10 protein-coding genes are annotated in these 13,042 nt (G+C 65.1%); 7 read left to right on the top strand and 3 right to left on the bottom strand.

Annotation, left to right across the window (positions count from 1 at the left end):
* From kdsB to VM054_07660, 4 genes are all read left to right on the top strand, one after another.
* Nucleotides 1-736 (top strand): 3-deoxy-manno-octulosonate cytidylyltransferase (kdsB, locus tag VM054_07675; protein ID HUT98938.1); only part of this gene is annotated, 736 nt, incomplete at its 5' end.
* 41 nt (nt 737-777) lie between these two features.
* The gene (folE2, locus tag VM054_07670; GenBank protein ID HUT98937.1) at nt 778-1,563 is read left to right on the top strand and encodes a GTP cyclohydrolase FolE2; all 786 of its coding nucleotides are present in this window, start codon (nt 778-780) and stop codon (nt 1,561-1,563) included.
* Complete coding sequence (locus VM054_07665) at nt 1,553-2,104, top strand: hypothetical protein (GenBank protein HUT98936.1); 552 nt, start codon at nt 1,553-1,555, stop codon at nt 2,102-2,104. Before folE2 ends, VM054_07665 begins: the two co-directional genes overlap by 11 nt.
* 64 nt (nt 2,105-2,168) lie before the next feature.
* Nucleotides 2,169-3,038: an Mrp/NBP35 family ATP-binding protein gene (locus VM054_07660; GenBank protein HUT98935.1), complete on the top strand. Its 870-nt coding sequence runs from the start codon at nt 2,169-2,171 to the stop codon at nt 3,036-3,038.
* A gap of 155 nt (nt 3,039-3,193) precedes the next feature.
* On the opposite strand, the gene VM054_07655 is transcribed toward VM054_07660, so the two are convergent.
* The 3 genes from VM054_07655 to rsmI form a co-directional block, all read right to left on the bottom strand.
* Entirely contained in the window at nt 3,194-3,730 is a 537-nt protein-coding gene (locus VM054_07655) for a hypothetical protein (protein ID HUT98934.1), read from the bottom strand.
* A gap of 159 nt (nt 3,731-3,889) precedes the next feature.
* Nucleotides 3,890-7,507 (bottom strand): chromosome segregation protein SMC, encoded by a 3,618-nt coding sequence (smc, locus tag VM054_07650; protein ID HUT98933.1) that lies wholly within the window; start codon nt 7,505-7,507, stop codon nt 3,890-3,892.
* 212 nt (nt 7,508-7,719) lie between these two features.
* Nucleotides 7,720-8,598, bottom strand: coding sequence for a 16S rRNA (cytidine(1402)-2'-O)-methyltransferase (rsmI, locus tag VM054_07645; GenBank protein ID HUT98932.1), 879 nt, complete (start codon nt 8,596-8,598; stop codon nt 7,720-7,722).
* A 184-nt stretch (nt 8,599-8,782) separates the two neighbouring features.
* On the opposite strand from rsmI, the gene VM054_07640 reads away from it, so the two are divergent.
* The 3 genes from VM054_07640 (at nt 8,783) to VM054_07630 (ending at nt 13,037) form a co-directional block, all read left to right on the top strand.
* Nucleotides 8,783-9,676 (top strand): hypothetical protein, encoded by an 894-nt coding sequence (locus VM054_07640; GenBank protein HUT98931.1) that lies wholly within the window; start codon nt 8,783-8,785, stop codon nt 9,674-9,676.
* 128 nt (nt 9,677-9,804) lie between these two features.
* Nucleotides 9,805-11,847, top strand: a complete 2,043-nt coding sequence (fusA, locus tag VM054_07635) for an elongation factor G (protein HUT98930.1) — start codon at nt 9,805-9,807, stop codon at nt 11,845-11,847.
* A gap of 146 nt (nt 11,848-11,993) precedes the next feature.
* A complete protein-coding gene (locus VM054_07630) occupies nt 11,994-13,037 on the top strand; it encodes an ethylbenzene dehydrogenase-related protein (protein ID HUT98929.1) in 1,044 nt (347 codons plus the stop codon).
* The last annotated feature ends 5 nt before the right edge of the window (nt 13,038-13,042 follow it).

Genomic DNA, 13,042 nt, shown 5'->3' with positions numbered 1-13,042 from the left:
AGTGAAATCCCCTCGGACGCTCTGCGTTATCCCCGCCCGCTATGCGAGCACCCGCCTGCCCGGCAAGCCCTTGAAGAACCTGGGCGGTCGGCCGCTCATTCTCCACACCGTCGAGAGGGCCGAGGCCGCGGCCAGCGTTGACTGGACCGTCGTGGCCACGGACGACGAGCGCGTCGCCCGCGTGGTCCGCGAGGCCGGCCACGACGCCGTACTCACCCCGGAGCTGCCCTCGGGGACCCACCGCGCGGCCCACGTCGCCCGGAAGATAAACTGCCGCTTCGTCCTCAACCTCCAGGGCGACGAGCCGTTCATGGACCCGAACCTTCTCAACGCCCTGGTCGCCCGCCTGGCGGAGGGGGACGCCGCGATAGCCACCGCGGTGCACGCCTCGTCGGATTCCACGCTGTACCGTGACCCGAACTGCGTCAAGGCGGTTTTGGACGACCGGAATAACGCGCTCTACTTCAGCCGCTCCCCCGTGCCCTACGACGGATCCGGTGCCGATTCGAGCTTTTACCGCCACGTCGGCCTCTACGGCTTCACCCGGGAGGCGCTCCTGACGGCCGTGGAGCTGCCCGAAGGCGGGCTAGAGCGCCGCGAGGGGCTGGAGCAGCTCCGCTGGCTCGAGGCGGGATTTTCCATCGCCTGCATCCGCACCGACTGGAACGGCATCGGCGTGGATACGCCCGACGACCTGCGCCGGGCGGAGAGCTTTTTGGGAAACAAGAGGCTTTAGCCCCTTGTCACATGAGGACGACGATGCCCGATAACCACTCGATGCACCCGAACCTCCCCGACGTGGCCAACGAAGAGCCCGCCTTCGACATCCCGCTCGACAAGGTCGGCGTCAAGCACATCCTCTACCCTATCACGGTCCTGGACCGTCACGACCATTGGCAGTCCACCGTGGCGCGGGTCAACATGTACGTGGACCTGCCCCGGGAGTTCCGCGGCACGCACATGAGCCGCTTCATCGCGATTCTCAACCGCTTCCGGGGCCGGATCAGCTTCGAGACCATCCGCCAGATAGTCAAGGCCACCCGGAAGGAGTTCGAGGCCCTGGAGGCGCACCTGGAGCTCCGCTTCCCGTACTTCATCGAGAAGCGGGCCCCGGTTTCCGGCGAGCCCTCGCTGATGGAGTACCGCGCCGGTTTCCACGCCTTCGCCCGGGGAAACGACTTCGACATCCAGCTCGAGGTCTCGGTGCCGGTGATGAGCCTCTGCCCCTGCTCGAAGGAGATATCCGACCGGGGCGCCCACAACCAGCGCTCCGTCGTCCGGATGCGCATCAAGACCGGCAACCGGCTGGTCTGGATCGAGGAGCTGGTAGCGATTGCCGAGGCGGCCGGCAGCGCCCCCCTCTACTCGCTCCTGAAACGGGAGGACGAGAAGGCGGTCACCGAGGCGGCCTACGACAACCCCCGCTTCGTCGAGGACATCGTCCGGACGGTGGCCCACGCCCTGGAGACCGACCCCCGGGTAACGGCCTACCGCGTGGAGTGCGAAAATTTCGAGAGCATCCACAACCACAGCGCCTACGCCAGCATCTCCCATGGATTCTGAGGAACTGAAGGTCGAGGTGTTGTTGGAGGAGTACCGCCAACTCCGCTCGGAAATCATGTATTGGTTGGATCTCCGCCACAGGAATAAACGGTTCGCGATGCTGATTGCTTTGGGTGTGTTGAGCGCCGGGGTGGGACTTGAACTCTCCGTAATACCACTTATCGGCGCTCTGGTGATCAGTTTTCTCTGGTACGACGAGATCCGACGCCTGCGGGCGATCTTCCGCAATGCGGCCTACATCGAGGTCCATCTGGAATCACAGCTTGAAGGTCTCAACTGGGAAACGCAGATCGGTTCCCACGTCATCCAGACCTCCTTTCTGGGGCGTTTAATCGCCAACGCCGAGTTTCCTATTCTGTATCTGGCGATGACGCTCTACGGGCTGATAACCCTCCCGGCTAAAGGACCTCTATATATCGTTCCGCTCGGTATTTGCTTCGGTTTCCTTTTTCTCATCCTCATTGTAGCGGGTTATCGGGTGGCAACCCACGGGCGGAAACGGGCGGTGGATTTTTGGAGGGGTAAGAATGAGTCTTCTTGAGTATCTTGATAAAATTATCGTATTATTGTTCACGATATGACTGCTTCATGGAGGGCATAGTACGATGGACGAAAAAAAACTATCGCCCCGCGATGAAAGACGCAAGGGCGAGGACGAGAAGCAGTGGACGCTCCGGGTGGCCGTCAACCGCAGCCTGGACCGGATAAAGCGCAAGCTCCTGGTCTTCAGCGGAAAGGGCGGCGTCGGCAAGTCCACCGTGGCGGCGAACCTGGCCGTGACACTCGGCCTGGCGGGTCACCGCGTCGGCCTGTTGGACATAGATTTCCACGGCCCCTCCATCCCCACCCTCATGGGCCTCGCCGGGAGGCTCCTGGACGTGGACGGCGACCGGGCGGTCCCCCTCGTCGGCCCGGGCGGGGTGAAGGTCGTCTCCATCGGCCTCTTGATTCCCGACGCCGACCAGGCCATGATATGGCGCGGTCCGCTGAAGATGGGCGTCATCAACCAGCTCATCGGCAACACCCGGTGGGGGGAGGATGACGGGGAAGAGTTCGACCTCGACTGGCTCATCATCGACTCGCCCCCCGGGACCGGCGACGAGCCGCTCTCCATCGCCCAGACCGTCATCGGGGCCCAGGGGCTCCTGGTGACCACGCCCCAGATGCTCTCCACCGACGACGTGCGCCGGAGTATCGGCTTCGCCCGCAAGGTCGGCATGACCGTCGTCGGGGTCATCGAGAACATGGCCGGGCTGGTCTGTCCCCACTGCGGCGGGAACATCGACCTCTTCAAGCGCGGTGGCGGCGAGAAGCTGGCCGGGGAATTAGACGTCCCCTTCCTCGGCAGCGTGCCGCTGGACCCCAGGGCGGTCGAGGTCGGCGACTCGGGCAAGCCCATGGTCTTGAGCCTGCCCGATTCCCCGGCCACCAAGGCGCTGCTGGCCGCGTTCAAGCCGATTCTGGATATGGCCTAGAGCCGGGGCGGCATCCACTTTTAACGAAAAACCTCCCGCGGGAGGTTTTTTTTACGACATTGAACTATGTAAAACTCGTAGGGGCAGACCGACGGCGCGCCGTTCAGGTCGGTCCGCTTATACGTCGGCGTAATCAGTGTCGTGGAGCGGGGAGGTCAACGGTTCAAGGCTTTAACCGCGCCCCAGGAGGTCTCTTCCACGGCGGGGGTGTAATTGCCGTAGACACCGAAGAAGGCGTCGTAACCGGTGTCTACTCCATCCTGGTACATGTTGCCGTCGGCACCCGCGCACCACCACCATAGAAACCCCGTGTAATAGAACTCGACCCAATATATCCCGGTATCAATTATCAGCGGCTCGGGAAGAGGCATGTCTATCCTATAATTATCTCCGGCGGGTGTAAGTTCGTATTCGTAGATAGTGGTTTCCCAGATTCGTGCGCCGGGACGACCGTAGTTGTCGGTGAATAGAGCTAAGTAAAAGGGTTCGACCATATCAACCTCTATCATACCCCAACAAGCGAAAGATTCGATGGTTGCGTTACTGTTGAGCACGAAATCATCCTGGCAATAATAATCACCGCTACTTGTCCGCCAAGTTTGCCACTGATCTGCGCCCCAGGGATTTTCCCAAAGGGTCTCGGCAGCGGTGAAGGCGGCGGCGATTAGCATGACGACTACAGTCTTCCTCATCGTGAATCCACCTCTCACTTTTGTTCGTAGGGGCGGGGCTCCGTCCCCACCCGCGGGCGACCGCGGAGGACTCGTCCTACGGGTCGCCCCTACGGAGTTTCGTCACGAATAGTATAGACCATTCCCGCCAACAGTGACATCCGTATTTCTAAGGCCGGTTTAGCCCTTCCTCGGACCCCCGCCCAAATTCTTTCTCTTCAGTGAAAAAGACCGCTGGTCCTCCTCGGTCACCAGTCTCCCGCCGGAGAAGGCCAGGGTGTACAGGCGGCTCACCCCCGCCTCCACCATGGTGACCCCCACCAGCGTGTCCGCCGCCTCCATCGTGCGGCGGTTGTGGGTGATCACGAGGAACTGGCTCTTCTGGGCGAAGATGGCCAGAAGCTTCAGGTAGCGGTCCACGTTGGCGTCGTCCAGGGGGGCGTCAATCTCGTCCAGAATGCAGAACGGGCTGGGCTTGACCTCGAAGAGGGCGAAGAGGAGGGCGATTGCGGTGAGCGCCCTCTCGCCGCCGGAGCGGCCGATGAGCGGCTGGCTCCCCTTCCCCGGAGGCCGGACGTCCACCTCGATCCCCCCCTCGAGCGGGTCCCCCCCGGTGAGTGTCAGCCGGGCCTCGCCGCCGGAGAAGAGGTTCCGGAACAGCCTCTCGAAGTTGACCACCACCTGGTTGAAGGTCACCAGGAACCGCTCGCTCGCCTCGGCGTTCAGGTGGCGGATGGATTCGCCCAGGCTCACGGCCCCGCGCTCCAGCTCATCACGGCGCGAACGGTAGAAGTCGCGGCGTTCGCAGGCGGCGTCGTAGCTGGAGACGGCGGCGTAGTTGATCTCACCCAGGCTTTCGCGGTGGTGACGGAGGCGCTCGACCTGCCTGTGCGTCAGGGCGAGGTCGAAATCCTCCCCGAGCTCCATCCCGGTGATGTCGTGACCGGTGTGCTCCCGGGCCTCGATGACCAGCCGGTCCTGCTCGGCCCTTTCCCGGATCAGCGACTCCCGGAGGCCGGAGAGCTTTTTTTCGATCTCGGCGGCCCGCGATGCGACGGTACCCCGCGCACCCATCTTGTCCCCCAGCTCGGTGCCGATTTCGCCCATCCTCCGGTGGATGTCCTGGAACCTGCGCTCCTCGTCGTCGGAGCCCAGGGTGAGCTCGGACACCGCCGAGGTGAGCTTTTCCAGATCGGCGTCCGCTTCCTCCGACTCCCGGTCCAGCTCGGACAGCTCCTCCCTCAGGGACGCCGTCTGGGCGTCGAGGGCGGCCAGGTCCCTCCCGCAACGCTCGATCTCGCCGGTCAGGACCTCGAGCCGGGACTCCTGCTTGCCGCGCGCCAGGCGCTCTTCTTCGAGCGCGTTCCGGGCCGAGTCCCTCTCGGCGGACAGCCGCTCCGACTCGGCGAGGGCGGCGGAGTGTTCCTCCCACAGTGCCGCCTCCTCCTCGGGGTTCGCCTCCGCTCCTTCGGGGAGCGGCTCGAGCCCGGCCAGCTCGGTCTGGATTTCGGCCGTGCGGGCCAGGGACCGCTTTATCGTCTCTTCCAGGCGGGAAAGTTCAGCGGTCAGTCGCTCAACCTCCAGGCGCTCGCGCTCCAATTCAAGCCTCGTCTCGGTGGACTGCTCACGCTGGGCGACGAGGCTCTGATCGGTGGCGGAGAAGCGGCGGCGAAGCTCATCCTCGCTCTGGTGGACCACCCGGTAGGCCTCCTCCGCCTCCCGCAGGTTCTCCCGGAGCCGGTCCAGCTCCCGAACCCGGGACAGGAGACCCTCGGCCAGCCCCTCCCGCATCCCCCCGACGATGACCCCTCCGGACTCGACCACCTCCCCCTGGAGGGTGACGATGCGCCGGAAGGCGACCCGGTCGCGCCACTCCCGGAGTATCGTCACCGCCTCCCCGAGGGACTCGGCGACCAGCGTGCCGCCCAGGGCGAACTCCACGGCGGCGGCCACCCCGTCGTCGAATGTGACCAGGTCGAGGGCGTCGCCGACGAGCCCGGCGGCGTTAATCTCGGCGGCGCGCCTCACCGGCTGCCGGGCGCGGATGAGGTCCAGGGGGAGAAAACGCACCCGGCCCGCGCGGAGCCGGTTCAACAGGTCCACCGCCCGCCGCACGTCCCCCTCGGTCCGGCAGACGACCGCCTGGGCCGAGGCGCCGAGAGCGGCCTCCACGGCGGCCTCGTACCTCTCCTCGGTCCTCACTAGCTGGGCCAGGGTCCCGACGATTCCGGAGAGCGCGCCCTTGTCCGCGGAGGCTAGCACCGCCGTCACGCCGCGCTGGTAGCCCTCGTGACGGACGTGGATTTTCTCCTGGCTCTCCAACTCGGCCCGGACGTGGTTCAGCCGCTCGAGCGCCCGCCGGGTCTCCTCCGAGGCCTCGACCAGCTCGCCGTTCACCTTGCGCTGAAGCTCGATCGTCTCGGCGCATCGCTCCTCGAGGGCGGCCAGGCGGCCCTCCAGCTTTTCCACCTTGGAGGCGGCCTTCTTCAAGCGCCCCTCGTGCTCCCCTTTAGAACGCCGGTCGGTTTCGACGCTCGACGCCAGGGACTCGAGCTCGCCCTCGAGGGCATCCGTGCGCGCCAGTCTCTCGATCTTCACCCGCTCGCCGCCGGAGGAGAGCGCCGCCAGCTCGATCAGACGGGAACCCAGCCGGGAGACGCCTTTCTCGGCGTCTTCACAACTCGTGGTGAGCGCCTCCAGGGCCTCACGCCGGGATTCGATGGAGGCGTTCACGGACTCCAGTCGGTCCTCGAGTTTTTTCTTCTCTCGCTCGGCCTCGGTGAGGCGGGTCTGCGTCCCCTCCCGCTCCTCGTTGAGGCGGGCGGACTCGGCCTCTATCTGGACCCGACGGCGCTGGCGACCCGCCTGACGCTCCTGGGAGACGCTCAGGCGGTTCTCGAAGTCCTTCACCCTGGTGAGGGAGCTGTACCGCCTGTTCTCCGCCTCGCCCAGCTCGTTCTGGACCGCAAGCTGCGCCTCCCTGATCCGCGTTATCTCGGCGTCCAGGGTCGAGAGCTCCGCCGAGACCGCGATGCGGTCATCCTCGGCCCCCGCGATGGAACCCTCCAGCTCCTCGACGGCGACCTGGTGGGTCCGCCAGTGGTGGAGGCTTATCCACGCCTCGAGGCGCGCGAGCTCCTCACCGGCAAGGCGGTGCCGTTCCGCCTTCTTCACCTCCCGCCGAAGCGAGCGGAGCTGGGCCTCCAGCTCCTCGAGACGGTCGGCCAGCCGCAGAAGCCCCTCATCGGTCTCGGCGAGCTTCTTCAGGGCCTCGGCGCGGCTCTTTTTGTACCGGCCGATGCCCGCCGCCTCATCGAAGAGCTCCCGCCGCTCCAGCGGTTCCTTGGAGAGAATCTGATCCACCTGGGCCTGCTCGATGATGGCGTAGGTGTTTATCCCGATGCCGGTGTCCAGGAGGAGGTCGTGGATCTCCTTCAACCGGCAGGGGTTGCGGTTGAGAAGGTAGGCCGATTCCCCGGAGCGGAAGAGGCGGCGGGAGATGAGGATGTCGGTGTACTCGAGGGGCAGCGCCTGGTCCTCGTTGGACAACAGGAGCGCAACCTCGGCCATGCCCACCGGTTTGCGCGCCTCGGAGCCGGAGAAAATGACGTCCGTCATCTGCCGGCCGCGGAGGCTCTTGACCCGCTGCTCGCCCAGCGCCCAGCGGATGGCGTCGGCGATGTTGGTCTTCCCGCAGCCGTTGGGGCCGACGATGGCGGTGACGCCCTCGCGGAAACCCAGCTCGATGGGGTCGGGGAAGCTCTTGAAGCCGGAGATGGAGACCTTTTTCAGAAACAAGTCGCCTCGCAGGGTTGGCGTTATTGTACCTGAAAATGGGCTTCGGAGGAAAACCGGAGGGCGTGGCAACCCCGACGGCGGGGGGCCGAACGCCCATCCGAGCCGAAGGTGCAATCGCATAAAAAAGCAGACCGACCGGCCTGCCGCACTCCATTCCCTTGGGCTCAAATAAAAGAGATAAAAAACAAGGGGCTTAAGCCCCTTGCCCCGTCCTACCGCGGCGGACGGCGGCGGGGAATCGTGACCGCCAGGTGGTATATCTCCTGCTTGGGGATTCCCAGGATGGCCGAGATGATCTTCGAGGCGTTGTTGGGGCTCATCTCGAAGTTCTGGATGCAGATGCGCAGCGCCCGCTCGACCCGGTCCGAGGGTACGTTGTCCATCACGAAGCGGTTGTCCTCGGAGTCGGCCGCCCGGTCAATGACCAGGACGAACTCGCCCCGTGTGCGATCCTCGTCCAGCTCGAGGTTGACCTCCTCCGCCGTCCCCCGCAGCACCTCTTCGTTGATCTTCGTCATCTCCCGGCAGATGACGACCTCCCGGTCCGGCATCTCAGAGGCGATGTCCTTGAGGATGCGCTTGATGCGGTGCGGGCTGGCGTAAACCACGACGGGCATCTCCAGGCTCTTCAGGCGCTGGATGCGCGCCAGGCGCTCCTGGGGTTTACGGGGCAGGTAGCCCTCGAAGATGAAGCTCGAGCTCGAGAAGCCGCTGGTCGCCAGGGCGGTGACGGCCGCGTTGGGACCCGGGATGGGAACGACGTCTATGTGGTTGTCCACGCATAGCCGGACCAGCGCGGAACCGGGATCGGAGATGGCCGGCATCCCGGAATCGGAGACGTAGGCAATGGAAAGCCCCTGGTTGAAGAGCTCGACCAGCTCCCGGCCCACGGCGTAGGTGATGTGCTGATCGCAGCGCAGAAGGCGCTTTTTGTTGATCTTGTAGTGGGCGAGGAGCTTGCGGGTCTGGCGGGTGTCCTCGCAGGCGATGACGTCTACGACCTTGAGGGTCTCAACGGCCCGCGTGGTTATGTCGTCGAGGTTCCCGATGGGGGTGCCGACGAGGAATAGACAACCCTTCTTTTTAGCCATCCACCTCTCCCGGGTATCTTCTCAGAAACTCGTCACAGTATAGCATCAGTGCGAATCCAATACAAGAGCGACGGTTCAACTCTCCCCCCAAATATGTTATCCTCCACCGCGTGAAACGAAGCCTAACGCCCGCCGGGGGAAACCCATGCGAACCGAAGCGAACCGAGCGAAGCGAGCTACGCCCATGGCGAACCGAGTTATGCCCCAGCAAAACGCTCCCATCGCACTCGTCGCCCTGACCGTTCTTCTAATCTCCGGATGCCTGCCCCGGCAGAGCGATCACATCTACTTCGCCTCCAATCGGGACGGCGTGGGGAACAACCTCTTCGTCATCAACACCGCGGGGGGTGAGCTCAAACAGCTGACCCGGGACCTGAAACCCGACTGGGACCCGTACCCGGCCCTCTCCCCTGACGGGAAGAGGCTGGTCTTCGTCTCATGCCACCTGGAGGGGAACCTCGAGGTGTACGTGATGGACTCGGCGGGCGGTGAACCGGTTCGGCTGACCTTCACCCCCGAGGACGAGGACCGCCCCGTCTTCACCCCGGACGGCCGCATCTCGTTCGACTCCGAGCGTACCGGCGACTGGGAGCTGTGGGTGATGGACGCCGACGGCGGAAACGCCGCCCAGCTCACCGACTCACCGGGCATAGACGAGGGCTCCTCGTGGAGCCCGGACGGGAAGCTCGTCGCCTTCGCCAGCGAGCGCGGCGGCCGCTTCGGCATCTACCTGGCCGGACCCGACGGATCCGACGTGCGGCGGCTTTACGGCGGCGCATCGTTCAACTGCAACGACCCGGCCTGGTCCCCGGACGGCAAGCTAATAGCCTTCTCCGGCGACGAGGCGGGCACCTACGACATCTACACCATCGCCCTGGACGGCTCGAAACCGGTCCGCCTCACCGGCGGCGAAGGCTACGGCCAGGAGCGTTACCCCTGCTGGAGCGCGGACGGAGAACGGATCGTCTACGCGAGCCTGGTGGCCGACGACTGGGAAATCTGCACCATGAAGGCCGACGGCGCCGAGCAGAAGCAGCTCACCGACAACACCGCCTCCGACAGCCTCCCCGCCTGGTAGGTTTAACCTACGGCTCGGCCTATGGCGCGGCCCACGCCGCCCTTGACTTGCCGGCGGGAGGGGGGTAAACTGACCAACCCCTTGATTCAGGGGGTCTTACCGTTTCGGACCCTTCAAAGGAAAGATAAATGGCCGAGCTGCGTAACGTAGTCCTCGTCTCCCACTCAGGCGTGGGCAAGACCACGCTGGCGGAGAGCATGAGCTTCGACGCCGGCGCCTCGAAGCGCCGGGGAAGCGTGGGCGAGGGCAACACCACCAGCGACTTCGACGACGAGGAGATAGCGCGCCACTTCAGCATCAGCGCCTCCCTCCTGCGGTTGAATACTTCGGGGAAGGTCGTCAATCTCATAGACACACCGGGCACGCTGGATTTCTCCGGCGAGGTCGTGGGCGGGATTTACGCCGCGGATGCCGCCGTAGCCCTCGTATCCGCCGTGGCGGGCGTGGAGACCGGCACCGTCCGCTGCTGGGACATCGCCACCGATCGGGGCCTGCCCCGCGCGCTCTTCATCAACCGGATGGACCGCGAGAACGCCAACTTCGCCAAGGCGATGGAGACCTGCCAGGCCGCCTTCGGTAAGACTTGCGTCCCTGTGCAGCTGCCCATCGGCGCCCACACGTCCTTCAAGGGCCTGGTGGACCTGATCGCCAACAAGGCTTACGTTTACGCCACCGACGGCTCGGACGACTGCGAGGTCACCGAGATTCCAGCGGAGCTCGCGGACGCCGTGGCCCAGGCGCGGGAGAAGCTCATAGACGCCGTGGCCGCCGCCGACGACGCCCTCATCGAGAAGTACCTGGATCAGGGCACCCTCTCCGCCTCCGAGCTGCACGGGGGGCTGGCCAAGGCCTTCCTCGAAGGAGCCATCCACCCCATCTTCGTGGGAGCCGCCGAGCTGGGTATCGGCAGCCGACCCCTTCTGGACGCCATCACGGACTACTTTCCCGCACCCGGCCAGGTTCCGCCGCCCAGGACGCTCGCCGGCGACGAGGAGAAGGCGCTGCCTGAAGGTGCGCTCGCCGCCTTAATCTTTAAGACAACCGTTGACCCCTTCGCCGGCAAGCTCTCCCTGGTACGCGTGTTCCGAGGCACGCTCTCGGGCGAGGCCTTCAACGTCAACCGGGGTAAAAACGAGCGCTGCTCGAACCTCTTCAACGTCCACGGCAACAGCCAGGAAAGCGTCGGAGAGCTCACCGAAGGCGACATCGGCGCCATCGCCAAGCTCGAGCTCACCCTCACCGGCGACACCCTGGCGAAGTCCGGGTCGCCCCGTTTCGCGGGAATGCCCCTGCCGCAACCCCTGATGAAGCGCTCCGTTTTCCCCGCCTCCAAGGGCGACGAGGACAAGATGTCCACCGGCCTCTCGCGCCTGCAGGAGGAGGACCCCACCCTGCACTCGACCCGCAACGACCAGACCAAGGAGATGATCCTGGCCGGCCTGGGCGACCAGCATTTGCAGGTCGCCGTCGCCAGGCTGCAGAAGAAGTACGGCGTGAACGTCGAGCTCAAGATCCCCCGCATCGCCTACCTGGAAACCATCACCCGGAAGGCCGAGGGCCACGGTCGCCACAAGAAGCAGACCGGCGGACGCGGCCAGTTCGGCGACTGCCAGATCGAATTCTGGCCGCTGGAACGGGGGAAGGGAGTGGTGTTCGAGGACGCCGTCGTGGGCGGCGTCATCCCCAACAAATTCATCCCCGCCGTGGAGAAGGGGCTCAACGAGGCCTACGCCAACGGATACCTCTGCGGCTGCCCCATCGTGGACATCCACGCCAGGCTTTTCTACGGAAGCTACCACAGCGTGGACTCCTCGGAGATGGCCTTCAAGGTCGCCGCGAGTCTGGCCTTCAAGGACGCCATGACCAGGGCCGCCCCCGTGGTCCTCGAGCCGATAATGCGCGTTGAGGTCTTCGTCCCCGACGAGTTCATGGGTGACATCGCCGGGGACATCAGCTCCAAGCGGGGGAAGATTCTGGGCATGGAGCCGCGCGGCAAGATGCAGGTGGTCAGGGCCCTGGTTCCCGAAGGCGAGCTCTCCAACTACTCCACCGAGCTGCGCAGCATGACCGGCGGCCAGGGGACCTACTCGCTGGAGTTCAACGGCTACGAGCAGGCCCCGAGCGAAATCCAGCAGAGAATCGTCGAGGAGCACAAACGGGAAAAGGAGTAGCAAACCTCCCCTTCGACGGGCATTCGCGGGAACCGGGCATCCGGTTCCCCTTTTTGCGCCTCGCCGCTACAACCCTCCACTCCGATGGGCTATAATTGGACCGAGAAGGGATTACTGCGCCCGAAGGGAAAACCCGGAGGGGTGAGATGCGTGTAAACCGCTTTTTGACCGCCGCGTTCGCGGCGACGTTGGTGCTCCTGACGGCCTGCGAGGAACCGGCGAACGTCCCCGAACCCACCTACCCCCAGGATACTTGGTTCGCCGTCGCCCTGACCGATAACTCCTGGGAAAGCCACGACGTAGCCGCGCTGGTGAGGCTGGACTTCGGGGGCACGGTTCGGGAGAACGTGGTGGCGCCCAAGCAGGTGGACACCCCGCCGGTGCTGGACGGGCGGGACAACGACCGGGCCTGGGACCACGCCGGGGCGACGACCCTCATCCTCGAACCCGTCAACGGGGGCACCGGCATAGCCGCCGTTAGTGTGAAGTGCGTCTACACCGAGGAAGAGATATTCTTCTTCCTCAGCTGGCAGGATCCCACCGGCACCGGCAGCGACATCCCCGGCCGCTGGAAGTACGCCGGGGGCGAGTGGTACGACCGGTTCGACGAGGACGGCCAGCCCGACGGGGACGGTGAGCTCATCGCCGAGGACATGCTGGCCTTCCTCTGGCCCAACCCCGATACCTACCCCGATTTCGACCAGCAAGGATGCACCGCCACCTGCCACGCGGAAGGAGGCGGGTATCGCCACGGAACTCCGCGCGGAACCTACATAGACGCCTGGGTCTGGGGGGCCGGCCGCACCAACCCCCGGGAACAGGTGAGCGACGGCTGGATGGCCTTCGTCGGCTGGGGCTTCGACGTGGGCACGGCGCCCTTCCTCGCCAACCGCCCCGGCGACGGCTTCGTCCCCAGGACCCCACTCTACCAGCACACCGACGATCCCAACGCCAACGCCCACTACCTCTTCGAGGAGGAGGCGGTTCCCTTCCGACCCGAGGGCTGGCTCGGGGGGAACACGGTGCCCGGGTTCGTTTTACAGATTTCGGACGGGTCCCGGGCCGACGTGCGGGGGCGCGGCGTGTACAGCGCCGGCTACTGGTCCATCGAAGTGGGGAGGTCCCTTTTGACCGAGGACGCGCTGGACTTTCAGCTCCTGTGGCCCGAGGTGCAGGGCGATGGGGAGTAGCCCCG

The organism is bacterium (genome assembly GCA_035528375.1).
Taxonomy (GTDB): domain Bacteria; phylum RBG-13-66-14; class RBG-13-66-14; order RBG-13-66-14; family RBG-13-66-14; genus RBG-13-66-14.
This window is presented reverse-complemented; position numbering and strand designations above follow the sequence as displayed.

Excerpts from the sequence above, each read along its gene's own strand:
- VM054_07665 (HUT98936.1), top strand. The coding sequence starts at position 1,553 with ATGGATTCTGAGGAACTGAAGGTCGAGGTGTTGTTGGAGGAGTACCGC.
- VM054_07655 (HUT98934.1), bottom strand. The coding sequence starts at position 3,730 with ATGAGGAAGACTGTAGTCGTCATGCTAATCGCCGCCGCCTTCACCGCT.
- fusA (HUT98930.1), top strand. The coding sequence starts at position 9,805 with ATGGCCGAGCTGCGTAACGTAGTCCTCGTCTCCCACTCAGGCGTGGGC.
- folE2 (HUT98937.1), top strand. The coding sequence starts at position 778 with ATGCACCCGAACCTCCCCGACGTGGCCAACGAAGAGCCCGCCTTCGAC.
- rsmI (HUT98932.1), bottom strand. The coding sequence starts at position 8,598 with ATGGCTAAAAAGAAGGGTTGTCTATTCCTCGTCGGCACCCCCATCGGG.
- VM054_07660 (HUT98935.1), top strand. The coding sequence starts at position 2,169 with ATGGACGAAAAAAAACTATCGCCCCGCGATGAAAGACGCAAGGGCGAG.
- VM054_07640 (HUT98931.1), top strand. The coding sequence starts at position 8,783 with ATGGCGAACCGAGTTATGCCCCAGCAAAACGCTCCCATCGCACTCGTC.
- VM054_07630 (HUT98929.1), top strand. The coding sequence starts at position 11,994 with ATGCGTGTAAACCGCTTTTTGACCGCCGCGTTCGCGGCGACGTTGGTG.